General features: G+C 68.6%; 21 protein-coding genes. 15 read left to right on the plus strand and 6 right to left on the minus strand.

All coding sequences use genetic code 11. The features are described from left to right. The first annotated feature begins 443 nt into the window (after positions 1 to 443). Entirely contained in the window at positions 444 to 1226 is a 783-nt protein-coding gene (locus AC0J5J_RS01760) for a lysophospholipid acyltransferase family protein (protein ID WP_134423101.1), read from the plus strand. Here the strand turns inward: AC0J5J_RS01760 and AC0J5J_RS01765 are convergent. Continuing rightward, entirely contained in the window at positions 1223 to 1765 is a 543-nt protein-coding gene (locus AC0J5J_RS01765) for a flavin reductase family protein (protein ID WP_134423103.1), read from the minus strand. The genes AC0J5J_RS01760 and AC0J5J_RS01765 overlap by 4 nt on opposite strands. A gap of 72 nt (positions 1766 to 1837) precedes the next feature. On the opposite strand from AC0J5J_RS01765, the gene hisD reads away from it, so the two are divergent. Genes hisD through AC0J5J_RS01780 form a run of 3 tightly spaced genes read left to right on the plus strand, consistent with a single transcriptional unit; the run spans position 1838 to position 4722 of the window. Beyond that, positions 1838 to 3151 (plus strand): histidinol dehydrogenase, encoded by a 1314-nt coding sequence (gene hisD, locus AC0J5J_RS01770; protein WP_474899188.1) that lies wholly within the window; start codon positions 1838 to 1840, stop codon positions 3149 to 3151. A gap of 12 nt (positions 3152 to 3163) precedes the next feature. Further along, positions 3164 to 3676, plus strand: a complete 513-nt coding sequence (gene nrdR / locus AC0J5J_RS01775; protein WP_474899189.1) for a transcriptional regulator NrdR — start codon at positions 3164 to 3166, stop codon at positions 3674 to 3676. Between the two features lie 8 nt (positions 3677 to 3684). Continuing rightward, a complete protein-coding gene (locus AC0J5J_RS01780) occupies positions 3685 to 4722 on the plus strand; it encodes a quinone-dependent dihydroorotate dehydrogenase (RefSeq protein ID WP_474899191.1) in 1038 nt (345 codons plus the stop codon). Positions 4723 to 4735: 13 nt separating this feature from the next. Here the strand turns inward: AC0J5J_RS01780 and AC0J5J_RS01785 are convergent, their stop codons facing one another. Next, positions 4736 to 5761, minus strand: a complete 1026-nt coding sequence (locus AC0J5J_RS01785; RefSeq protein WP_474899193.1) for an App1 family protein — start codon at positions 5759 to 5761, stop codon at positions 4736 to 4738. A 234-nt stretch (positions 5762 to 5995) separates the two neighbouring features. Here AC0J5J_RS01785 and AC0J5J_RS01790 point away from each other — a divergent pair, with 234 nt between their 5' ends. From AC0J5J_RS01790 to AC0J5J_RS01810, 5 genes are all read left to right on the plus strand, one after another. Then, positions 5996 to 6649: a TetR/AcrR family transcriptional regulator gene (locus tag AC0J5J_RS01790; protein WP_134423113.1), complete on the plus strand. Its 654-nt coding sequence runs from the start codon at positions 5996 to 5998 to the stop codon at positions 6647 to 6649. A 92-nt stretch (positions 6650 to 6741) separates the two neighbouring features. After that, positions 6742 to 7596: an ABC transporter ATP-binding protein gene (locus AC0J5J_RS01795; protein ID WP_474899195.1), complete on the plus strand. Its 855-nt coding sequence runs from the start codon at positions 6742 to 6744 to the stop codon at positions 7594 to 7596. After that, positions 7593 to 8279: an ABC transporter permease gene (locus AC0J5J_RS01800; RefSeq protein WP_474899197.1), complete on the plus strand. Its 687-nt coding sequence runs from the start codon at positions 7593 to 7595 to the stop codon at positions 8277 to 8279. Before AC0J5J_RS01795 ends, AC0J5J_RS01800 begins: the two co-directional genes overlap by 4 nt. After that, complete coding sequence (locus AC0J5J_RS01805; protein ID WP_474899198.1) at positions 8276 to 9016, plus strand: ABC transporter permease; 741 nt, start codon at positions 8276 to 8278, stop codon at positions 9014 to 9016. The genes AC0J5J_RS01800 and AC0J5J_RS01805 overlap by 4 nt, the downstream gene beginning before the upstream one ends. Before the next feature lie 131 nt (positions 9017 to 9147). Next, positions 9148 to 9939: an ABC transporter substrate-binding protein gene (locus AC0J5J_RS01810; RefSeq protein ID WP_474899200.1), complete on the plus strand. Its 792-nt coding sequence runs from the start codon at positions 9148 to 9150 to the stop codon at positions 9937 to 9939. A gap of 14 nt (positions 9940 to 9953) precedes the next feature. Here AC0J5J_RS01810 and AC0J5J_RS01815 read toward each other — a convergent pair whose 3' ends face one another. Together AC0J5J_RS01815 and AC0J5J_RS01820 are read right to left on the minus strand one after the other, a co-directional pair. Then, the gene (locus tag AC0J5J_RS01815) at positions 9954 to 10892 is read right to left on the minus strand and encodes a M56 family metallopeptidase (protein ID WP_134423123.1); all 939 of its coding nucleotides are present in this window, start codon (positions 10890 to 10892) and stop codon (positions 9954 to 9956) included. Between the two features lie 34 nt (positions 10893 to 10926). Further along, positions 10927 to 11313, minus strand: coding sequence for a BlaI/MecI/CopY family transcriptional regulator (locus AC0J5J_RS01820; RefSeq protein ID WP_134423125.1), 387 nt, complete (start codon positions 11311 to 11313; stop codon positions 10927 to 10929). A gap of 95 nt (positions 11314 to 11408) precedes the next feature. Here AC0J5J_RS01820 and AC0J5J_RS01825 point away from each other — a divergent pair, with 95 nt between their 5' ends. Genes AC0J5J_RS01825 through cydC form a run of 4 tightly spaced genes read left to right on the plus strand, consistent with a single transcriptional unit; the run spans position 11409 to position 17225 of the window. After that, positions 11409 to 12821 carry a cytochrome ubiquinol oxidase subunit I gene (locus AC0J5J_RS01825; RefSeq protein ID WP_134423127.1) on the plus strand — a complete coding sequence of 471 codons (1413 nt, stop codon included), beginning with the start codon at positions 11409 to 11411 and terminating at the stop codon, positions 12819 to 12821. A 9-nt stretch (positions 12822 to 12830) separates the two neighbouring features. After that, entirely contained in the window at positions 12831 to 13847 is a 1017-nt protein-coding gene (gene cydB, locus AC0J5J_RS01830) for a cytochrome d ubiquinol oxidase subunit II (RefSeq protein ID WP_474899201.1), read from the plus strand. A gap of 5 nt (positions 13848 to 13852) precedes the next feature. Beyond that, positions 13853 to 15508, plus strand: coding sequence for a thiol reductant ABC exporter subunit CydD (gene cydD, locus AC0J5J_RS01835; RefSeq protein ID WP_474899203.1), 1656 nt, complete (start codon positions 13853 to 13855; stop codon positions 15506 to 15508). Then, positions 15501 to 17225, plus strand: coding sequence for a thiol reductant ABC exporter subunit CydC (gene cydC / locus AC0J5J_RS01840; protein WP_474899205.1), 1725 nt, complete (start codon positions 15501 to 15503; stop codon positions 17223 to 17225). The genes cydD and cydC overlap by 8 nt, the downstream gene beginning before the upstream one ends. A 28-nt stretch (positions 17226 to 17253) precedes the next feature. Here cydC and AC0J5J_RS01845 read toward each other — a convergent pair whose 3' ends face one another. Then, entirely contained in the window at positions 17254 to 17910 is a 657-nt protein-coding gene (locus AC0J5J_RS01845; protein WP_134423135.1) for a DedA family protein, read from the minus strand. A 59-nt stretch (positions 17911 to 17969) separates the two neighbouring features. Continuing rightward, on the minus strand, positions 17970 to 18581 hold the full coding sequence (locus AC0J5J_RS01850) for a hypothetical protein (RefSeq protein ID WP_474899207.1): 612 nt from the start codon (positions 18579 to 18581) through the stop codon (positions 17970 to 17972). A 121-nt stretch (positions 18582 to 18702) separates the two neighbouring features. On the opposite strand from AC0J5J_RS01850, the gene AC0J5J_RS01855 reads away from it, so the two are divergent. Both AC0J5J_RS01855 and leuS read left to right on the plus strand, forming a co-directional pair. Next, positions 18703 to 20211: an anthranilate synthase component I family protein gene (locus tag AC0J5J_RS01855; protein WP_474899209.1), complete on the plus strand. Its 1509-nt coding sequence runs from the start codon at positions 18703 to 18705 to the stop codon at positions 20209 to 20211. 77 nt (positions 20212 to 20288) lie between these two features. Further along, positions 20289 to 22871 (plus strand): leucine--tRNA ligase, encoded by a 2583-nt coding sequence (gene leuS / locus AC0J5J_RS01860; protein WP_474899211.1) that lies wholly within the window; start codon positions 20289 to 20291, stop codon positions 22869 to 22871. Positions 22872 to 22916 lie beyond the last annotated feature (45 nt).

A 22916-nucleotide genomic window follows, 5' to 3' on the forward strand; every position in this document is an offset into this window, starting at 1 on the left:
AACTGTGCGGGGGCTACCGGAGGATCTCCACCACGAGGACCCAGGCCTCCAGCATCGAACCGACACGGTGTGCAGGGCGATCACCGGCGACACCGCGACGATCAGTTCGGCACCGAGGACTGGCGCGGCCTGCCCTGGCACGAGGAGGAGACCGGGGGTCACAACGATGAGCACGAGGGAGTCGACCGCCGCCATGGCCACGGCGAAGTCGCCCCAGTCCCTGATCAGCTCGGGGTCCATGCCGCTCCTCGCATTGTCTTGCGTGGATGCGGACACGATAGCCCGCGGGGAGCCCGTGGGTCGCGGCGCAGGTTGTGGAAGCGGGCGCACGTTAGAACGTGCGCCCGCTTCCACAATGTGCGCCTCGAGAGGAAACACGTGGAAAGTGCGGAACCGCGTGGATCGCGTCGGGGAAAATCGCGCACAGGTCGTAGCCTTGAGGTATGAGCACAGGCACGCGGGAACCTCTGTACGCAACGGCGATTCTGGCGGGTCGGACCGTCTTCGGGCTGCTCCGGCTGAAGCCGTCCGTCACCGGGCTGAAGAATCTGCCTGACACCGGGGGAGCGGTGCTCGCCATCACCCATTTCGGCTACATGGATTTCGCCCTGGTCGAGTGGATGCTGTGGCACAAGAACCGGCGCCACATCCGCTTCATGGCCAAAAAAGGCGCTTTCGACCAGAAGCTCGTCGGCGTGCTGCTGCGGGGCATGCGGCACATCTCGGTCGATATGAAGGCCGGCGCCGCGGCGTACGCCCAGGCTGTGGCCGCATTGAGAGAAGGAGAGCTGCTCGGGGTCTTCCCGGAGGGCGGCGTGAACGCGTCCTTCACGGTGCGTGAGCTGAAATCGGGTGCCATCCGGATGGCCGCCGAGGCCGGGGTCCCCGTCATCCCGATCGCCGTCTGGGGTGGTCACCGCGTGCTCACCAAGAATCACAAGCCGGCCCTGCGCGAGGTGTTCGGCGTGCCGGTTCGTTTCGCCGTGGGCGAGCCCTTCACGGTTGCCGAGGGAGAGGACCCACAGACTCTGACCGCGGCGCTGCACGAGACGTTGCAGGGGCTCGTCGACGGCCTGCAGAAGGCCTACCCGGTGGATGGGAGCGGCCAGTGGTGGCAGCCCCGGCACCTGGGCGGCACGGCCCCCACGCCGGAGGAGGCCGCCGTGGTCGAGGCCGAGCGACGCCGCCTGCGGGACGAGGCCAAGGCGGAGCAGGCCGGAAGCTAGACCTCGGCGCCGGGCACGCGGTAGGTGCGGTCGTAGTACAGCAGGGCCTCATCGTTCTCGCCCAGGCCGCCTTGCTCGATCTTGACCACAACGACGGCGCTGGTGTGGACGAGGGTGCGCTCGATGATGCGCCCGACCATCCACGAGGTGACGCCCCGGAGCACGGGGAGACCGTGCGGCCCCGGTTGCCAGTGGTCGCCGACGAAGCGCTGGTCGGCGGGACCCGACATGACCTCGGCCACGGCGCGGCTCCGCGCCCCGAGGATGTGGATGACGACCCGCTCGCTCTCGGCGATCGCCGGCCATGTGCTGGCCGACCGGGCCATATTGAAGGTGGCCAGCGGCGGAACCGACGACAGTGACGCCAGGGAGGTTGCCGTGAATCCCACCGGGATCCCGTCCGGCCGCAGCGCGGTGATCACCGCGACACCGGCGGCGTGACGCCGGAAAGCGTGTTTGAAAGCGGCCAGATCCAGGGGTGCGTTGGGATCTTCGGCCAGGGGTACGGCGCCGGTCTGGGGTACTTCGGTGTCACTCATCTGAATGGATCAATCTCCTCGACGTTCAGCCTATTCCCGGCCAGTGCGAGTTGATGGCTAGGCTGGAACGCGATGATCCAGATTATTGACCTCCGAGGGACCCGGCCCACTCCGGCGGAATTGCTTGCAGCCGTACCCCGTGCGCTCACCGACGTGACCGCCGCGAGTGATGTCGCAGCCGAATTGATCGATGACGTACGGGCCAGGGGCGAGGAAGCCCTCCTCGACCAGGCGGAACGTCTCGACCGGGTTCGTCCGGCCCAGGTGCGTGTTCCCGCGTCCCACATCAGCGAGGCTCTGGCCGGGCTCGACCCGGCCGTGCGCACGGCGATCGAGGAGACCATCCGTCGCGTGCGCATCGCCAGTGCCGCCCAGGTTCCGCCTCTCTGCACCACCACCATCGCGGACGGCGCGACCATCACGCAGCGCTGGCAGCCGATCAACCGCGTCGGCCTGTACGTGCCCGGTGGCAAGGCCGTCTACCCGTCGAGCGTCGTGATGAACGTCGTTCCGGCCCAGATCGCCGGCGTCTCCTCCATCGCCCTTGCGTCGCCGCCGCAGAGCGACTTCGACGGCCGCGTGCACCCCACCATCCTCGCGGTGGCGGGCCTGCTCGGCATCGACGAGATCTACGCCATGGGCGGTGCCGGCGCGGTCGGCGCGTTCGCGTACGGCGTCCCGGGTCTGGGCCTCGATCCGGTGCAGCTCGTCACCGGCCCCGGCAACGTCTACGTCGCCGCCGCCAAGCGTCTCGTACGCGGTGTGACCGGAATCGACTCCGAAGCCGGGCCCACGGACATCCTGGTGATCGCGGATGCCTCCGCCGACGCGCGTTTCGTCGCGGCCGACCTGGTCAGCCAGGCCGAGCACGACGAACTGGCCGCGGCCATGCTGGTCACCGATTCGGCCGAACTCGCCGACGCGGTCTCCCGGCACCTGGTCGACCTGATGCAGAGCACGACCCACAGCATCCGGGTCACCGCCTCCCTGAACGGACGCCAGTCCGGGATCGTGCTCGTGGACGACCTGGCCGCCGCAGCCGCGTTCAGCAACGCGTTCGGCCCCGAGCACCTCGAGATCCAGACGAGCGACCCGGATGCCGTACTCGCCCTGATCGAGAACGCCGGCGCCATCTTCCTCGGCCCGCATTCGCCCGTGAGCCTCGGCGACTATGTTGCCGGCTCGAACCACGTGCTGCCGACGGGGGGTCAGGCCCGGTTCTCCTCCGGACTCGGCGCCTACACGTTCCTCCGCCCGCAGCAGGTCGTCTCGTACAGCCGGGAGGCCCTGCGCGAGGTCGCCGACCACATTGCCGCCCTCTCCACGGCCGAGGCGCTGCCCGCGCACGGTGACGCCGTCACGGCCCGCTTCACGACAGCGCTGTAGGCTGGCCACACCATGTTCTGCCCGTTCTGCCGCCACCCGGATTCCAGAGTCATCGACTCGCGCACCAGCGACGACGGACTCTCCATCCGGCGGCGTCGGCAGTGCCCCGAATGCGGCCGGCGTTTCAGCACCACCGAGACCGCCAGCCTCAACATCGTCAAGCGCAGCGGGGTCGTCGAACCGTTCAGTCGCGATAAAATCGTGGCCGGCGTGCGCAAGGCCTGCCAGGGTCGCCCGGTGACGGATTCGGACCTGGCCCTGCTCGCTCAGAGGGTGGAGGAGACCATCCGGCAGACGGGTTCGTCGCAGGTGAAGGCGAACGAGGTCGGGCTCGCCATCCTGCCGCCGCTGCGCGAACTCGACGAGGTCGCCTACCTGCGATTCGCGAGCGTCTACCAGGACTTCGATTCACTCGAGGACTTCGAGGCGGCGATCGCCGTGCTGCGCACCGAGCACGGTTCCCGCACCGAGACGGCCTCCGACGCCGCCCCTGCGGCCGGCGCCGTCCACTCGACCGAACTGTAGGAGCCCCGGTGTACCCGCTCGTTTTCAGGATCGTTCTGACCCGCCTCGATCCCGAGCGGGCGCACCACCTGGCGTTCACCGTGATTCGGGCGCTGCCCGCGCTCGGGGTCGGCAGGCTGGTCCACCGCTTCACGCGACCGCGCACGGACCTGTCGGTGCACACCCTCGGCCTGCGCTTCGAGTCTCCCTTCGGTGTCGCCGCGGGGTTCGACAAAGACGGCGAGGCCGTCATCGGGCTGGGTCAGCTCGGTTTCGGGCACGTCGAAGTCGGAACGATCACGGCCGTCGCCCAGCCCGGCAACCCGAAACCGCGACTCTTCCGCCTGGTCCCTGACCGTGCGGTGATCAATCGGATGGGCTTCAACAACTCCGGTTCCCGTGCCGCCCGGGTGCGTCTGGCGCACGTTCGTTCCGTTGCCGGTCGGCCCGTCCTCGGCATCAATATCGGCAAGAGCCGCGTCACCGCGGTCGAGGACGCCACGGCCGACTACCTGGTCAGCGCCGCACTGCTGGCCCCCCTGGCCGACTATCTGGTGGTGAACGTCAGCTCGCCGAACACCCCCGGCCTGCGAGGACTGCAGGAACTCGACCAGCTGGCTCCGCTGCTGCGGGCGGTGCAGGCCGAGGCCGGCGCCACACCGCTACTCGTGAAGATCGCCCCCGACCTGGACGACGACGAGGTGACGCGCATCGCCGCCCTCGTCGTGGAGCTGGGCCTCGACGGCATCATCGCCACGAACACCACCGTGTCCCGCGCGGGCCTGACGACGGATGCCGCCACGGTCGTGGCCGCCGGCGCCGGCGGCCTTTCCGGCGCACCGCTGCGAGAACGTTCGCTGGCCGTTCTGCGGCTGATCCGCCAGGCCGTGCCTCGCGAGCTCTGCGTGATCTCCGTGGGCGGTGTGGAGACCGCGGAGCACGTGGCCGAGCGCCTCTCCGCTGGCGCTACGCTCGTGCAGGGCTACACCGGGTTCCTCTACCGCGGGCCGCTCTGGGCGCGCCAGATCAACCGGGGCCTCGACCGCATCCTCTCGTCCGCGCCCTAGCCTCGACGCTGCATCAGATCAGGCCCTGTTCGGCGAGCTGGCTGGCCAGTGCGGAGCCGTCCGGACCGTACATCCAGCGCTCACGCGGTTCGCCCGGACCGTCTTTCATGCGTCGTCCGGCCAGCACGGCCTCACTGGGCGAGAGTTGCCGGATCGCGACGGCCTCCACGCTGCCCGGGAACTCGCGCTGGAACTCGCTATAGATTGCTTCGTCGTGCTGGCCGTCGTCGCCGATCAGGATCCAGCGGATGTCTGGGAACTCCAGTGCCAGCCGGCGCAGGTTCGCCCGCTTGTGATCCTGGCCGCTGCGGAACCAGCGGTCGTGGGTGGGACCCCAATCGGTGAGCAGAAGCGCGCCAGCGGGGTAGAGGTTGCGGGACAGGAACCGGGTCAGCGTCGGCGCGACGTTCCACGCTCCGGTCGACAGGTAGATCATCGGAGAACCCTCGTTCTCCGCCGCGAGGCGGTCCAGCAGAACCGCCATCCCGGGCGTGGGAACGCGGGCGTGCTCGTCGAGGACGAACGTGTTCCACGCGGCCAGCAGCGGGCGGGGGAGCGTGGTCACCATCACGGTGTCATCGACGTCGGAGAGGATGCCGCGGGTCACCGCAGGGGCCACGATGAACACCGGCGCCTCGACCGGGGCGGCGGTGTCGTCCGTGTGCAGCTGGGCCGTGTGCCAGCCGGGTGTGAGGCTCACGGCGATGACCGTGTCGACGACCCCGCCGCGGTCGGCCTGCACTCGGTGCGAGAATCCGTTGATCTCAATGGTCACCGTCACGTCGTTGACCGGCACGCTGGTGAAGCTGCGCCAGCCGCGGATGCTTCCGTCCCGACGGTCCGAGCGCCAGTGCCGGCGAGTCAGGGCGGGCGTGGCCTTGGTCGGCTTGGCCAGGAGCACCCGGCACAGGATGCGCACCCACTCGGTCGACCCATAGCCCGCATACGGGATGACTGTGGGCAGGTACCCGCGCTTGCGGGCCGCCCGTTCACGTTTGAAGTGCAACCAGTCCTCGATCCGGGCGGCACGGTGCATCATCTTTGCTGGCGTGCCCGGGGGCAGTATTCGAGGAGACTTCGACTTCGGCACCCCCCTAGTCTGACATGCGCGCGCGGGTGGTCGGCAGCACGTGTGCGCCGGAGAGCGCCCGGGCCGGCGACGCGCCCGGCCTCGAAACGGGTTTTTCCCGCCAGTCCGGGCCGAATCGCGCGCCGAGAACCGGCGAGGCCGATTCGCACCCTAGTATTAGTCACTTACTCTCAAGGAGGACAAGTGTCACTCAGTGACCTTTTCGGTGGGGATCCTTTTGTGCCGGCCCAGCAGGTCCGCATCGAGCCGATTCAACAGCGCAGCACAGCACGTCTGTCCGGTCTGCTCGACGCAGCCGCCATTGTCGTAGACGAGGTGGGCTTCGACCGCATCACGACCGCCATGGTGGCCGAGCGCGCGGGAGCGTCGATCGGCACCGTGTACCGGTATTACCCCGACCGCGTTGCGGTGCTGCAGGCCTTGCGGGAGCGGGCCGTGCTGCGCTTCCGTCGCCGCGTGTCCGAGCAACTCACGCTCAGCGCTTCGAAGGACTGGTCGGCGATCGTCGACGTGGCCATCACCGCCTTCGTTGATCTGTACCGCTCCGAGCCGGGCTTCCGCATCATGCATTTCTCCGACCGCGAAGGCGCGACCAACGTTGAAGATTCCGAATCGGGCTACTTCGCCCGCCGGGTGGCCGGAATGCTGGTGGAAGAGTTCGGTCTGGTCGGCGGTGACGAGCTGATTTTCCGGCTCGAGGTCGCCGTGGAGATGGGCGACTCGATCCTGTCCCGCGCGTTCCGTTCCGATCCTCAGGGCGACGAGCGCTTCATTGCGGAGTGCCGCGTCGTCACGCGCGACTACCTTGCCGGGTACTACGGGCCGAACGTTCGCTAGGAATACCGGTATCCGGTTGGTCGGCGCCGCCGGGTGATGGTTGGGTGGTGTACCGCCCCGTGTCGACTGCCGTCGAGGAATGAGCCATTTCTATGATCGAGTTCCGCTCGGTGAGCAAGCAGTTCCCGGATGGCACCCTCGCTGTCGATGATTTCAGCCTGACGTTGCCCTCGCATCAGACCACGGTGCTGGTGGGGTCGTCCGGGTCCGGCAAAACCACGCTGCTGCGCATGATCAACCGGATGGTCGACCCGAGCGCCGGAACGATCGAGATCGACGGGTCCGACATCGCAGCGCTGGAACCGGTGAAGCTGCGGCGCAGCATCGGGTATGTGATGCAGAACTCCGGCCTGCTCCCGCACCGCACCGTGATCGACAACGTCGCCACCGTGCCCCTTCTGCGCGGGGTACCTCGGAAGACGGCCCGCACGGAGGCTCTGTCCCTGCTCGATACGGTGGGGCTGGACCGTACCCTGGCCGATCGTTACCCGAGCCAGTTGTCCGGCGGGCAACAGCAGCGGGTGGGCGTGGCGCGCGGGCTGGCCGTCAACCCGAACATCCTGCTGATGGACGAACCCTTCGGCGCCGTCGACCCGATCGTGCGGGCCGAGCTGCAACAGGAGCTGATCCGGCTGCAGAGCGAGCTCGGCAAGACGGTCGTGTTCGTCACGCACGACATCGAGGAGGCGTTCCTGCTCGGCGATCAGGTCGTCATCCTCCGCGACGGGGGGCGGATCGCCCAGGTCGGGTCGCCGTCGGACATCCTCTCGAACCCGGCCGACGACTTCGTGGCCAGCTTCGTCGGCGCGGACCGAGGCAAGCGAGCCCTGCACGTCGAACGGCGCGGCGGCTCGGACATCCTGGTCGACACCGAGGGTCGCCTGGCCGGCGTGCTCGTGGCGCCGACCGGGCGCGAGGCTTCGCCGGACCACCGAGCGCCGCAGTGACCTGGATCTGGTCGAACCTCGACCTGCTCTGGGATCGCACCCTGGATCACCTGGTGCTCAGTGTGCCGCCCATCCTGCTCAGCTTCCTGTTCGCGGTGCCGCTGGGCTGGCTGGCCAACCGGTACCGGCTCAGCCGCGGTGTGATCCTGACGTCCAGCGGACTGCTCTACGCGATCCCGTCGCTGCCGCTGTTCTTCGTGATCCCGGCCGTCGTGGGAACCAGCCTGCGGTCCCCGCTCAACCTGATCATCGCCCTCACCCTCTACGGGGTTGCACTGATGGTGCGCGTCGTTGCCGACGGCCTCGCATCCGTGGACAAGGATGTGCGGCAGTCCGCCGTGGCCGTGGGATATTCCGGCTGGAGCATCTTCTGGCAGGTGGAGCTCCCGATGGCCGGCCCCGTGCTCCTGGCCGGTCTTCGCGTCGTAGCCGTCAGCACCGTCAGCCTGGCCACGGTGGGGGCCGTGATCGGTGCGCAGAGTCTGGGCAGTCTGTTCACGGATGGCTTCCAGCGCGGCATCCAGGCCGAGATCATCGCCGGAATCGTGCTGACGGTGGCACTGGCGCTGCTGCTCGACGGGGCGCTCGTTCTGCTCGGCCGGATTCTGCTGCCCTGGACCCTCCTCGCGGCGGCAGGGCGTCGTGCGCTCCGCGTCGCCCGTGCCGCGGAGGTGTCGGCGTGAACCTCTTCGCGGACGCCCTGAACTGGATCCTGGACCCAGCCAACTACGTCGGTCCCGGCGGCATTCCCGTGCGCCTCATCGAGCACCTCGGGTTCACGCTCGTGGCGGTGTCGTTGGCCGCACTGATCGCGGTGCCCATCGGGTTCCTGATCGGGCACACGGGCCGCGGCCGCGGTCTGGCCGTGGCCGTTTCCGGAGGCCTTCGAGCCATCCCGACCCTCGGTCTGCTCACTCTCGTGGCGCTGTGGGTCGGCATCGGACTCGGGGCGCCGTATGTGGCGCTCACGATCCTGGCCATCCCGCCGATACTCGCGGGCGCCTATTCCGGATTCGAGGTCATCGATCGGGCCGTGATCGATTCGGCCCGGTCGGTGGGGATGTCCGAGGCGCAGATCGTGCGCACGGTCGAGGTGCCGCTGGGGTTGCCCCTGCTGATCGCCGGCATCCGCTCGGCCACCCTTCAGGTCGTGGCCACAGCGACCCTGGCTGCCTATGTGGCGGATTTCGGTCTCGGCCGATTCCTGTTCGCCGGGTTGAAAACCCGCGACTACGCGGAGATGCTGGGCGGGTCGCTGCTCGTCATCCTGCTCGCCCTCACCCTCGAGGGAATATTCACCGTCGTGCAGCGACTTGTCGTTCCCAGAGGCGTCGCAGCCGGACGCCCCCCAGTCGACCGTTCCAGGTCAGCCCGACCTGGACCGGGGATGGATCCCGCCATCACGAAAGGAACCCACTAATGTTCACAGCTAGAAAAGGCCGGCTCGCGGCAGTCGCCGCGGTCGCGGTTGGGGCCGTCATAGCCCTTGCAGGGTGTGCGTCCGGTGACCCGCTGGACAGCGGAAATACTGACGAGGGCTCAGCAACCCTGGTGATCGGTTCGCAGGACTACTACTCGAACGAGATCATCGCCGAGATCTACGCCCAGGCGCTGGAAGAGAACGGCTTCACGGTCGAACGCGACTTCAAGATCGGTCAGCGCGAGGTGTACCTGCCCGAGATCGAGTCCGGCGCCATCGACGTCTTCCCCGAATACACCGGCAGTCTGCTGCAGGCCCTGAACGCAGACGCTGCCGGAGGCACCGCCGACGAAACCTTCGAGCAGCTGAAAGACCAGCTGCCGGACGGACTGAACGTGCTGGACATGGCCGAGGCGACCGACCAGAACTCCTGGACCGTCACGCAGGCCTTCGCCGACAAGTACAGCCTGACCGACATCGCCTCGCTCACCAACGTCACCGAGCCGATCACCGTCGGCGGCCCGTCTGAACTCGAGACCCGCCCCTACGGGCCGACAACCCTGACCGAGAAGTACGGCATCCCGATCGCCGGCTTCACGCCCATCGAGGATGGCGGTGGCCCGCTCACGATCAAGGCCCTGGTGGACAACGCGATCCAGATCACGAACGTCTACACGGCCAGCCCGAACATCAAGTCGGACAACCTCGTCGCCCTGGACGACCCCGATGGCCTGTTCTTCGCCGACAACGTCGTGCCGCTGGTCTCCGACAAGGTCGACGCCAAGGCCGGCGAGGTACTCAACGCCGTCAGCGCCGCCCTGACCGCCGAGGATCTGGTCAGCCTGAACTCCGAGAGCGTGAATGACGAGCTCTCGGCCGAGAAGATCGCCACCGCCTGGCTCGAGCAGGCGAAACTCTTCTAGAGCGCGGTCCGCCCTCAGCCGAGGAGCAGGAGCAGCGTCGGCAGCAGCAGAAGCGTTGCTGCCGACGCCGCAACCGCCAGCACCGCCTCTGCGGGCAGAGGCGGCGGCGGCGAGATCAGCCGGCGCACACGGGGCGTGACGAGATCGAACGGATGGTCCGGGCCGTCGGCGAGTTCGACATCCGTTCCCAGCGGGTCCACCTGATGTGCCGACCCGACCAGCGCGATCGCGGTGGCCAGCGTTCGGTCGTCGACCACGCGCCGCGCCTGATCGTCGGCGAGCATCTCCACCAGCAACGCAACCGCATTCTCGGCCCGATTGGCGATCGGGAACCACGGCAGCGCACTGTGCCAGGATTTGAACGCGAGCAGCACCAGGTGATGCTTCTGGATCAGGTGCGCATGTTCGTGCGCGATCACCGCCCGAAGTTGCTCGGCGTCGAGCAACTGCAGGAGCCCGCGCGACAACACCGTCGCCGACCGCGTCGCGCCGGGCAGGCAGTAGGCCACCGGAGCGTCGTGCTCGATCACGCGAGTGCCGGAATGGTCAGCCAGCGGTTGGCTGAGCAGACCGATCAGGTGCCGATGCCGTCGGTGCTGCCTCTCGGCGCGGGAGAAAGTCGCGGCCAGGTTCAGCAACAGGTGGCTGCCGAGAATCATGGCTGAGCAGAGCATGAGGACCGCGACGAACGACGGTTCGTCCGGCAGCGTGCCGGCCACCAGATGCCCGCCCAGCGACCGGATGCCGTCGAACAGGTTCACCCCGAAGGGGATCAGCCCGAAACTGAGCAGCGAGCCGATCATGGACAGCCCGCCGGCCAGGGCGATGGACTGCCACAGCACCAGGGCCACGGCGGGGGAGCGGGCCGGCCAGGCTGCAGCGGAGAGCCAGATGGGGACCGGGCCGGCGAGCAGCACGGCCAGCACCCCGAGGATTACCGCCGTGGCGAACACGACGCCTCCGACCGGTTTCCCTGCGGACGGCGTCTCACTCGTGAACGACGGGCGCGGCGTCAAGGAGCCGGCGCAGCGTCGCGGCCTCCTGCGGGGTGACGTCTCCGATGAAGCGGGCCAGGGCGGCCTGTCGGTCGGGAGCCGAGCCGAGCACCTCGTGCATCAACTCGGCAGTGTGCTCGGCCCGGGTCGACATGGCCTGGTAGCGGTGCGGTCGACTCCCACGGTCACGGCTGACGAAGCCCTTGATCTCGAGGCGGGACAGGACCGTGAGGACGGTCGTGGTGGCGAGCGGTTTGCGCCGCGCGGCGGCCGCGGCGGGGGTGAGCAGCCGGTCCCGGAGGTCGGTGGCGGCGAGAGGCTCCTCGGAGTCCCACAGCACATCCATCAACAGCCGCTCCAGCGCACCCAAACTCCCCATAAGGGGGAGTCTAGCGGGCGATTCCGCGCAATTCTACGGTCTGTAGAAGAGTAATGTTCTACACAGTGTAGAAACCCGATGACGCTGGAGGGCGCATGAACGAGTGGCTGGATCCGTTACTCCTGTCGAGATGGCAATTCGGTTTGACCACCGTGTACCACTTCCTCTTCGTCCCGCTCACGATCGGCCTGGCGTTCACGGTCGCCCTCTTCCAGACCGCCTGGGTGCGCACGGACAAGGCGAAGTACCTGCAGCTCACCCACTTCTTCGGCAAGATCTTCCTGATCAACTTCGCCATGGGCGTCGTCACGGGAATCGTGCAGGAGTTCCAATTCGGCATGAACTGGTCGGACTACTCCCGCTTCGTCGGTGACGTGTTCGGCGCGCCTCTCGCCTTCGAGGGAATCACGGCGTTCTTCCTGGAAGCCACGTTCATCGGACTCTGGATCTTCGGCTGGGACAAGTTGCCGCGCGGCCTCCACCTGGCCACCATCTGGCTGACCACGGCCGGCTCGATCGCCTCCGCCTACTTCATCCTCGCGGCGAACGCGTTCATGCAGAACCCGGTCGCCTTCCGCATCAACGAGGAGCGCGGACGGGCCGAGCTGACCAGCATCGGCGAGCTGCTGACCAACCCGATCGCCCTGGCGTCCTTCCCGCACACGATCTTCGCCTGCTTCATGGTGTCGTCGGGCCTCGTCATCTCGGTGGCCGCCTGGCACCTCCTGCGCAAGCAGAACGAGGACACCATGCGTCCGGCGCTCAAACTGGGCATGTGGATGATGGTGGTCTCCGGTGCGATCACCACCTTCTTCGGCGACTCCCTGAGCCTGGCCATGACGGCGGCGCAGCCCATGAAGATGGCCGCGGCCGAGGCGATGTACAAGACGTCGACAGGTGCCGAGGCATCCTTCTCGATCTTCACCCTCGGCACCCCCGACGGTGTGAGCGAGCTGTTCTCGATCCGCATCCCGTACCTGCTGTCGTTCCTCTCGACCCACACCCTCAACGGCACCGTCGAAGGCATCAACAACCTGCAGGCGCAGTACGAGACCCTCTACGGTCCCGGCGACTACACACCGACCATCTGGATCACCTACTGGGCCTTCCGCTGGATGATCGCCCTGGGCATCGCGCACATCATGGTTGCCGTGGTCGGCCTCTGGCTGACCCGCAACGGGCGCAGCCCCAAGGCCACCTGGGTCTGGAAGATCGCGATCTGGAGCTTCCCGTTCTCGCTGATCGCCATGAGCGTCGGCTGGATCTTCACGGAGATGGGGCGGCAGCCCTGGCTCGTCTTCGGACTCCTGCGCACCCAGGACGGCGTGTCACCCAACGTCAGCGGCCTCGAGATCCTGATCTCGCTGATCGCCTTCACGCTGATCTACGGCGCCCTCGCCGTCGTCGAGTTCAAGTTGATCCTGCAGGCCGTGCGGAAGGGGCCTGCCCCGCTGGCGGAACCCGACCCGGTGTCCGGCAAGATCAAGCCACAGGTCACGGTCTACTAGGAGCGCATGATGGATCTCACAATTCTCTGGTTCTGGGTCATCGCCGCACTCTTCATCGGCTACTTCGTTCTCGACGGCTTCGATTTCGGCGTCGGTATGTCCCTGCCCTTCCTGGGTAAGGACGACCTCGACCGCCGGGTCATCATCAACACGATCGGGCCCGTCTGGGACCTCAACGAAACCTGGCTGATCGTGGCCGGGGCGGCTCTGTTCGCCGCGTTCCCGGAGTGGTACGCCACCCTGTTCAGCGGTTTCTACCTGCCCCTGCTGCTGATCCTCCTCGCGCTCATCCTGCGCGGGGTGTCGTTCGAATACCGGCACCAGCGGCCGGAACCGGAGTGGAAGAAACGCTTCGACCTCATGATCGTGATCGGGTCCGCCGTTCCCGCCCTGCTCTGGGGCGTGGCGTTCTCCAACATCGTGCGCGGCGTGCAGCTGGACGCCGACTTCAACTACATCGGCTCCTTCTTCGACCTGCTGAACCCGTATGCCCTCCTCGGCGGCATCACCACGCTGCTCCTCTTCTTCACCCACGGCGTGGTGTTCATCTCCCTGAAGACCGAGGGGGACATCCGTCAGCGCGCCCAGAAGCTCGCCGTGAAGAGCGGGGTCATCACCATCGTGGTGGCCGCCTCGTTCCTGGTCTGGACCACGTTCGCCTACGGCAGTCTGGCGACCGCGGCCCTGGCCGCCGGTGCCGCCGTCGCCCTGATCGCCTCGTTCCTCGCCAACCTGCGCGGGTTCGAAGGATGGGCGTTCACCCTGATGGCCGCGACCATCGCCCTCGCGGTGCTGGCGCTCTTCGCCTCCCTGTTCCCCGACGTGATGCCGGCGAGCAATGACGCGGCGAACAGCCTGAACATCGAGAACGCCTCCTCCTCGCCGTACACGCTGCAGGTGATGAGCTGGACGGCCCTGTTCGCCATGCCGGTCATCTTCCTCTACCAGGGGTGGACCTACTGGGTTCTCCGTAAGCGCCTCAGTCGCACGACGGTCTCGGCCGACGTCGAGTCCGCCGTACACTGAACCAGATGCGCCCCTTCGATCCACGGCTTCTCCGCTATGCGACCGCCGCCCGGTGGTTTCTCTCGGTCGGTGCCCTGCTCGGACTGGCGCAGACCGTCACGATCATCGCGTTCTCCTGGCTGCTCAGCCAGAGCGTGACCCTCGCGCTGACGGGTGCCTCGCTGGACACGCTGTCCCGCACCATCGGCACCCTGGCCGGTGTCATCGTGGTGCGGGCCGTGCTGGTCTGGCTGCTCGAGGTGGCTGCCACCCGCGGGGCGGCCCAGGTGAAGAGCCAGTTGCGACGCCAGGTTCTCGACCGGGTTGCCGAGCGGGGTCCGGATTGGCTCAGCGGCCGGGCCAGCGCCGGCGTCTCCACCCTGGTCACCCAGGGGTTGGATGCCCTCGACAACTACTTCGCCCGCTACCTGCCCCAGCTCCTGCTGGCGGGGATCAGCACACCTCTTCTCGTTCTCGTGATGCTCTGGCAGGACCTGCCGAGCGGCATCACGGTCATCGTTGTGCTGCCGCTCATCCCCGTCTTCATGGTGCTGATCGGCCAGGCCACTCAGGCCGTGCAGCGCAAGCAGTGGGACTCCCTGCAGCGACTGTCGACCGGGTTCCTCGACCTTGTCGGCGGGCTGGGCACCCTCAAGATCTACGGGAGGGAACGTCGCCAGTTCGCCCGCGTGCAGAGCATCACCGAGGACTACCGCACCCGCACCATGAAGGTTCTGCGGGTGTCGTTCCTCAGCGGCTTCGTGCTCGAATTGGCGGCCAGCCTGTCGGTCGCCCTGGTGGCCGTGTCGATCGGCCTGCGGCTCGTCGACGGCAGCCTCGCCCTCGGTGTGGGTCTGTTCGTGCTGCTGCTCGCCCCGGAGGCCTTCCTGCCCGTGCGGCAGGTCGGCGCCCAGTTCCACGCCGCTGCCGATGGCCTCGCTGCCGCCGAAGAGGTGTTCGCCCTGCTCGAGGATGACGGCGCGGCACCATCGGCGCCGGCGCCGTCCTCGGCCCCGGCTGCCGCTGCCTCGTTCGGTCGTGCGGATGCCGGTGCGCTCCGGTTCGAGCACGTCACGATCCGGCGTGGCACGGATGTCCCGGTGCAGGGCTTTTGCGCCGTGTTCCGTCCCGGTGAACTCGCCGTGGTCGTTGGCCCGAGCGGTGCCGGAAAATCGACGCTGGTTGCCGCCCTCCAGGGATTCGTTCCGTACGACGGGCGGATCCTGCTGAACGGTGCGGTGCAGACCCCGGGCGCACCGCGACCCTGGCTGGCGTGGGCCGGGCAACGGCCGGGGCTGTTCCAGGGAACGATCGCCGACAATCTGGCGCTCGGCGACGCATCCGTTGACCTGGGTACCGTACGACGCTCTCTGGAGAGCGCCGGTGCCGGCGACCTCGACCCGGCCACCGTTCTGGGAGTCGCCGGCCAGGGGCTCTCCGGCGGGCAGGCCCAGCGGGTGGCGGCCGCCCGCGCCGTCTACCGTGCCACGACCCATGACTGTTCCGTGCTGGTCCTCGACGAGCCCAGCTCGGCCCTCGACGAGGCGGCGGAAACCGCTCTCGTGGCCGGCCTGAGCCGGCTCGCGCGGGAGGGTCGGATCGTGATCGTGGTCAGCCACCGGCCGGCCCTGCGGGACGCCGCCGACCAGATCGTCGCCCTGAACGAGGTTGCCCATGTCTGATGACCGTCCCGGCGCCACGCAGAGGGCGGTCGCGGCCCCGGATGAGGTGCGCGCCGTGCTGCGCCTGGCCCAACCGCCCGCCCGACGCTTCGCGCCCGGGCTCGCCGCGGGCGTGCTGAGCGCATTCTTCGCGGTGGCTCTGCTGGCGTCGTCGGCGTGGCTGATCACCCGTGCCGCGGAGCAACCGCCGATCATGTTCCTCTCGATGGCGGTCGTCGGCGTGCGTGCGTTCGCGCTCGGTCGGTCCGCGTTCCGTTATCTGGAACGGCTGGCCAGTCACGACGCCGCGTTCCGCCAGCTGGCCGACCTGCGTCTGGGCGTGTTCGCCCGCATTCTGCCGCTCGCCCCGGCTGGCCTCGGGGGTACGAGCCGCGGCGATCTGCTCAGCCGGCTGGTGCGCGACGTGGACGACCTGCAGGACTTCCCGCTGCGTGTGGTTCAGCCGCTGGCCACGGCGGGGATCCTGGCGATCGTGAGCGTGGTCGGCGTCTGGTTGGTGCTGCCCGCCGCCGGCGTCACCCTCGCGCTCGCGCTGCTCGCCGGTGGACTGCTCGCCACCATCGCCTCCACTGTGCTGTCCGCCCGGTCGGAGCGGCAGCTCGCACCCCTCCGAGGGACGCTCGCCGACGAGGTGCTCGAGGTGGTGGAGAACCTCGACGTGCTGACCGCGTTCGGTGCTCTCGACGCCCGTCTCGCCACTCTCGCGGCCGCCGACGACCGGCTGCGCCGGGCCTCGCTCCGACGGTCCCTCGGTGTGGGCGTGCAGGGTGCGGTGCTGTCGCTGTTCGCGGGCCTGGCCACGGTTGGCGCACTCTGGGTCGGCATCCCGGCTCTGTCCGGTCCGGCCGGCATCAGCGGACCGGGTTTCGCCGTGGTGGTGCTCGTGCCCATGGCCGTGTTCGAGGTGTTCGCCATGATCCCGCTCGCGCTCGGTGTGTGGCGCCAGGTGCGCTCCAGCGCCCAGCGCGTCGCCTCGGCCGTGCCCACCGTGGTGCCCGCGGAGATCCCGGAAGAGGCGGCTGTCGGGGCGACGGATGCGGCGGTCGTCGCGGCCATCGGTGCGCGCCCCGTTCTCGAACTCACCGACGTCGGGGCGCGCTGGCCGGGTTCCCCGACCCCGGCGGTCTCCGGCGTGACACTGAGGCTGGCGCCGGGGGACCGCGTGCACCTGGCCGGCCCGAGCGGGGCCGGCAAGACCACGCTGGCCCAGACGTTGGTGCGGTTCCTCGACTACACGGGCTCCTACCGGCTCGACGGCGTCGAGGCGCGCACGCTGGCCCCGGCCGAGGTGCGCAGCCGGGTGGGACTGTGTGAGCAGAGGCCCTGGCTCTTCGACGACAGCATCCGTCAGAATCTGCTCTTCGCTCGCGAGACGGCCACCGACGAGGACCTGCTGGACGTGCTCGACCGGGTCGGGCTGGGCGAGTGGGCCAGCCGGCGCGGCGGACTCGACGCCCGGGTCGGCGAACGGGGCGCCCTGGTCTCCGGCGGTCAGGCGCAGCGGATCGCACTGGCACGGGCCCTGCTCGCGGACTTCCCGGTGCTCATCGTCGACGAGCCCACCGCCAACGTCGACGAGGCGCAGGGCGACCGGCTCGTGCGGGACATCCTGGTCACGGCCCGGGAGGACGGCCGAGCGGTGTTGCTCATCTCGCACACGCCCGTGCCGGACGACCTGATCACCGCACGGGTTTTCGTGCCCGGCCCGGCCCACTGACCGAGCGTGCCTGACCCGTGGCGCACGGTCAGCCGACCGGGGGACCCGGCTGTTCCATGTGGCGTTCCTCACGCCGGTGCAGCCACCGCTTGACCAGGAAGACAAGCAGCACGAAGACGGTGATCGCACCGACGAAGAGGTACCCGGCGAAGTGCAGCCGGTCGGAGAGTTCCCGGTAACCCTCGGCGGCGGCCGATCCGATCGAGACGTACGCCACCGCCCAGATCACGCAGGCCGGCACGGTCCACTTCATGAAGGTGCGATAGGGCATCGGACTCATGCCCACGGTCAGCGGGATCAGCGAGTGCAGCACGGGCAGGAACCGCGACAGGAACACGGCGATTCCGCCGCGCCGCGCGAGGTAGACCTCGGCCCGGGCCCAGTTGCGCTCCCCGAGCCGGCGACCGAGACGGCTCATCCGGATCCACGGTCCGAAGTGGCGACCGAGCATGAAGCCGATGCTCTCCCCGATCAGGGCACCCACGATCACCGCCACGACGAGCCCCAGGAACTCGGCCACGTTGCTCACCGCCGTGCTCGCCACGATCACGATGGAATCGCCCGGCACGACCAGGCCGACGAGAACGGATGTCTCCAGCAGCATCCCGAAACCGGCCAGCAGCGTGCGCAGAACGGGGTCCACGCTGGAGACCGTATCGAGGATCCAGCTGAGGATGTCGTTCACGTGTCACAGCCTAGGCCAGCACGTCCGACCGACCCTGAGCGCCCGCGGCGACGCCACACCTACTGGAGCGGTGCTTCCATGATGGCGACGTCGATGCTGTAGTCGGTCGCGGTCAGGCTGGTCACCACGACGTTGGCTGCGTGCCGCACACCGTCGTCGGTGGTGGCGACGCAGGTGATCCGGGCGTCCAGGTAGATCGGAATGGGCTCGGTCCCGCAGTCGATCGCCGGCTCGTAGCCCAGCTTCTCTCCGAGGGCCGGTGCGGCGATCCCGGCCAGAGCAGCTCCGGTCACGGTGGGTGCATCGGCGCCGGTGACGGGCTCGTCGCCGTCGGTGTCGGGCGTGAGGGGCGATCCGGTGACCACCGAGACGGTGTACTTGCCGCCGTCGATCGTCTTCAGGGTCACGGTGGCCGGGTAGTCCAGGCCTGATTTCGGGTTGAAGGCCGTGCACTCCACTTCGGTACCCTCGACCGAGTCGACGCTGCCGTCACCGCAGTCCATGGTGGCGACGGTGTCCCACTGGGTGCTCAGCGCCTTGGCCCCGACCGTCGCGATATCCTCGGCGGCGACGGTGAGATTCGCGCTGGCGGTGCAGCCGGACAGCAGGACGGCGATTCCTGCCACAACCGAGAATGCGCCGAGGCGCGCGGTGATCGTCGATGTGCGCATGTGTGAAATCCCCCTGGACGTCTGTCGACGCCGACAACCACGGACGGCGTTCGGCAAGCGTATCGGCCGGGGCGGCGGACCGGTGCACCGGCGGCGGAATCGGGGCATCTAGGCTGGGACCGTGAACGGGTCGATCCACAGCATCCCCCTGCCCGGGTGGTGGGACCCGGCCCGGGTCTTCGGCGCCCTCTACCGGGACAGCCCGTACGCCTTCTGGTTGGACGCGGGCGACGGCGCCGAGACCGGACTCAGCTACCTCGGCGCTGCCTCGCCCGGGTCTCGGTTCGTGACCGCCTCGGTGCAGGAGGGGACCGTGACGGTCTCGTCCGCCGTGCACCCGTCGCAGCCGGCCCAGACCTCACCCGGCACGATCTTCGACTTCCTGCACGCGGACCTCGCCGGTGCCCGCGCCGACACCTCCACCCCCCTGATCACCGCCGACGGCGTCCGGGCGCGCAGCAACGCCGGCGGCTTCCGGCTCGGCTGGATCGGCTGGCTCGGCTACGAACTCGCCGCGCAGACCCTCGGCACCCCGGTGCACCCCTCGCGCTACCCGGATGCGGCCCTGCTCGAGGTGCACCGGGTGCTCGTGTTCGACCATGCGGCGCACAGCGTGACGGCGCTCGTGCGCCGCGGTCCTGACGAGGCGACGGATGCCCCGCAGGCCTGGGTCGACTCCGTGCTCAAGGCCCTCGCCGCGGCGCAGCCGGCACACCCGACAGCCGTCAGCCGACCTGTCCCGCCGCAGCCTGCGGTCGCAGCCGGCGGTATCGGCGCGGCGCGGTGGCGGCACGACGCGCACCGCTACGCCGCGCTGATCGACGACTGCCAGAGCTTCATCCGGGCCGGCGACGCCTACCAGCTCTGCCTCACCAACGAGATCCTGGTCGACGTGCGGCCGCACCCGGTCGACGCCTACCTCGGCCTCCGCACCGGCAGCCCCAGTCACCACGGCGGGCTTCTCCGCTTCGGGGAGACGGCCCTGCTCAGCGCCTCACCCGAACAGTTCCTGGCCGTGACGGTCGACGGCCGGGTCACCACCAAACCGATCAAGGGCACCCGGGCGCGGTCCTCGAGTGTGGTGCGCGACCGCCAGCTGCGCGACGAGCTCGAAGCCAGCGAAAAAGAGCGCGCCGAGAACCTGATGATCGTCGACCTCATGCGCAACGACCTGGGGCGGATCGCCGAACTCGGCAGCGTGCAGGTCACGAACCTGCTGGCCGTGGAGAGCTACGCGCACGTGCATCAGCTGGTCAGCACGGTCGAGGCGCGCCTGGCCGCGGGGTTGACCGGGGTGGATGCGGTGGCGTCCTCGTTCCCGGCCGGTTCCATGACCGGCGCCCCGAAGATGAGTGCGCTGACCATCCTCGACGCGCTGGAGGGCGGTCCGCGCGGCCTTTACGCCGGTGCCTTCGGCTATTTCGGGCGGGACGGCGCGGTCGACCTGGCCATGGTCATCCGCAGCATCGTGCTCAGCCCGGACGGGGCGTCCATCGGCACGGGCGGCGGCATCACGGCGCTGTCCGACCCGCTCGAGGAGATCGAGGAAACCCGGCTGAAAGCGGCGGCGCTCCTGGCCGTCCTCGGCGTGCACCCGGCCGGCGCCGACACGGGCCAGGGCCAGGTTTAGTAACCTAGGGAACGGACGCCGCCTCCGCGCGGCCCTGTGCCTGCTGGCGCAATCCCCACTGCAACGAAGAGAGTCACGTGGCACACGAGTACGAGCACAACCGCACCGGCCAGGACAGCGACGAAGAAGTCTACGATTTCGCCGCCATCCAGGCGAAGTGGCAGCCGATCTGGGAAGAGCTCGAACCCTTCCGCACCAACGATCCCGGCGACACCCGCCCGCGCAAGTACGTGCTCGACATGTTCCCGTACCCGTCCGGTGACCTGCACATGGGGCATGCCGAGGTCTACGCGCTCGGCGACATCGTGGCCCGCTACTGGCGCCAGCAGGGCTTCAACGTGCTGCACCCGATCGGCTGGGACTCCTTCGGGCTGCCCGCGGAGAACGCCGCGATCAAGCGCGGAATCGACCCTCGCGGCTGGACCTACGACAACATCGCGCAGCAGAAGAAGAGCATGAAGCTCTACGCGGCATCCTTCGACTGGTCACGCGAACTGCACACCAGCGACCCCGAGTATTACAAGTGGAACCAGTGGCTGTTCCTGCAGCTCTACAAGAAGGGCCTCGCCTACCGCAAGGACAGCTGGGTGAACTGGGACCCGGTAGACCAGACCGTGCTCGCCAACGAACAGGTGCTCGCCGACGGCACCTCCGAGCGCAGCGGCGCCGTGGTGGTCAAGAAGAAGCTCACCCAGTGGTACTTCAAGATCACCGACTACGCCGACCGCCTGCTCGATGACCTCAACCAGCTCGAGGGCACCTGGCCGGCCAAGGTGCTGAACATGCAGCGCAACTGGATCGGCCGCTCCATCGGAGCCGACGTCGACTTCGTGATCGAGGGCCGCGAAGAGCGCATCAGCGTCTTCACGACCCGCCCCGACACCCTGTACGGCGCGACCTTCATGGTCGTCGCCCCCGACGCGGACCTCGCCGCCGAGCTGGTGGCGGATGCCTCACCCGCCGTGCAGGAACGGTTCCGGGACTACCTGGTGAAGGTTCAGAACAGCACCGAGATCGAACGTCAGGCCACCGACCGCGAGAAGACCGGCGTGTTCCTCGAGCGCTACGCGATCAACCCGGCCAATGGCGAACGCCTGCCGATCTGGGCCGCTGACTACGTGCTCGCCGACTACGGCCACGGCGCCGTGATGGCCGTGCCGGCCCACGACCAGCGCGACCTCGACTTCGCGCGCCGCTTCGACCTGCCCGTGATCGTGGTCGTCGACACGACCGCACCGGTCACCGGCATGATCCCCGTGATCACACAGGACATGATCGACGGCACGGAAGAGCTCCCGTCGCTCGACCCGGCCCGCACCGGAATCGCGCTCACCGGGGAGGGCCGCCTGATCAACTCGGGCACGCTCAACGGTCTGAGCAAGAACACCGCGGTCAAACGCATGATCGAGCAGCTGGCCGCCGCCGGAACCGGGCGCGCAGCCAAGAACTACCGGCTGCGCGACTGGCTGATCTCCCGGCAGCGCTACTGGGGCACGCCGATCCCGATCATCCACGGCCAGGACGGTGCGGAGATCCCCGTGCCGGAGGACCAGCTGCCCGTGCTGCTGCCGCCCACCGACGGCCTCGACCTCAAGCCCAAGGGAACGTCGCCGCTGGGCGGCGCGACCGACTGGGTCAACGTGCCCAACCCGATCGACGGCACCCCGGCCCGCCGGGACGCGGACACCATGGACACCTTCGTGGACAGCTCCTGGTACTTCCTGCGCTTCCTGAACCCGACCGACGACACGAAGGCGTTCGACCCGAAGGAAGCCGAGAAGTGGGCGCCGGTCGACCAGTACGTCGGCGGCGTTGAGCACGCCATCCTGCACCTGCTCTATGCCCGGTTCATGACCAAGGTGCTCTTCGACCTCGGCTACGTCAGCTTCACCGAACCGTTCACGGCCCTGCTGAACCAGGGCATGGTCATCCTCGACGGCGCCAAGATGTCCAAGAGCAAGGGCAACCTGGTCTACTTCACCGAGGAGGTCGACCAGTTCGGCGTCGATGCGGTTCGCCTCACCATGGCGTTCGCCGGCCCGCCGGAAGACGACATCGACTGGGCCGACGTCTCCCCGGTCGGATCGGCCAAGTTCCTGGCCCGCGCCTGGCGCGTCGCCCGTGACGTCACCAGCGCGCCCGGCGTCGAATGGAAGTCCGGCGACGCCGCCCTCCGCCGGGTCACGCACCGGTTCCTGGCCGACGCACCCGGCCTGGTCGAGTCATTCAAGTTCAACGTCGTCGTGGCGCGCCTGATGGAACTCGTCAACGCCACCCGCAAGGTGATCGACACGGGCGCCGGCGCCGCGGATGCCGCGGTGCGCGAGGCCGCGGAGGTCACCGCCATGGCCCTCAACCTGTTCGCGCCGTACGCGGCCGAGGACATGTGGCAGCACCTCGGCTATGAGCCCTGTGTCGCCCTCGTGCAGTGGCGGAAGGCCGACCCGACCCTGTTGGTGGAGGAGTCGGTCACGGCTGTCGTGCAGGTCGACGGCAAGGTGCGGGACCGTCTCGAGGTGTCGCCGAAGATCTCGGGTGAAGACCTGGAGCGCCTGGCGCGCACGTCGGCCGAGGTCATCCGCCGGATCGGGGACCGCGAGATCGTGAACCTGATCGTGCGGGCACCCAAACTGGTCAGCATCGTCACCCGCTCCGTCTAGCCTCGCCTCCCCAGGGCGGCGCCCTCCGGCGTCGCCCACAGCGGG

The organism is Cryobacterium sp. TS_SC_7 (assembly GCF_056156285.1).

Excerpts from the sequence above, each read along its gene's own strand:
- AC0J5J_RS01760 (WP_134423101.1), top strand. The coding sequence starts at position 444 with ATGAGCACAGGCACGCGGGAACCTCTGTACGCAACGGCGATTCTGGCG.
- AC0J5J_RS01765 (WP_134423103.1), bottom strand. The coding sequence starts at position 1,765 with ATGAGTGACACCGAAGTACCCCAGACCGGCGCCGTACCCCTGGCCGAA.
- hisD (WP_474899188.1), top strand. The coding sequence starts at position 1,838 with ATGATCCAGATTATTGACCTCCGAGGGACCCGGCCCACTCCGGCGGAA.
- nrdR (WP_474899189.1), top strand. The coding sequence starts at position 3,164 with ATGTTCTGCCCGTTCTGCCGCCACCCGGATTCCAGAGTCATCGACTCG.
- AC0J5J_RS01785 (WP_474899193.1), bottom strand. The coding sequence starts at position 5,761 with ATGATGCACCGTGCCGCCCGGATCGAGGACTGGTTGCACTTCAAACGT.
- AC0J5J_RS01795 (WP_474899195.1), top strand. The coding sequence starts at position 6,742 with ATGATCGAGTTCCGCTCGGTGAGCAAGCAGTTCCCGGATGGCACCCTC.
- AC0J5J_RS01820 (WP_134423125.1), bottom strand. The coding sequence starts at position 11,313 with ATGGGGAGTTTGGGTGCGCTGGAGCGGCTGTTGATGGATGTGCTGTGG.
- AC0J5J_RS01825 (WP_134423127.1), top strand. The coding sequence starts at position 11,409 with ATGAACGAGTGGCTGGATCCGTTACTCCTGTCGAGATGGCAATTCGGT.
- cydB (WP_474899201.1), top strand. The coding sequence starts at position 12,831 with ATGGATCTCACAATTCTCTGGTTCTGGGTCATCGCCGCACTCTTCATC.
- cydD (WP_474899203.1), top strand. The coding sequence starts at position 13,853 with ATGCGCCCCTTCGATCCACGGCTTCTCCGCTATGCGACCGCCGCCCGG.
- cydC (WP_474899205.1), top strand. The coding sequence starts at position 15,501 with ATGTCTGATGACCGTCCCGGCGCCACGCAGAGGGCGGTCGCGGCCCCG.
- AC0J5J_RS01850 (WP_474899207.1), bottom strand. The coding sequence starts at position 18,581 with ATGCGCACATCGACGATCACCGCGCGCCTCGGCGCATTCTCGGTTGTG.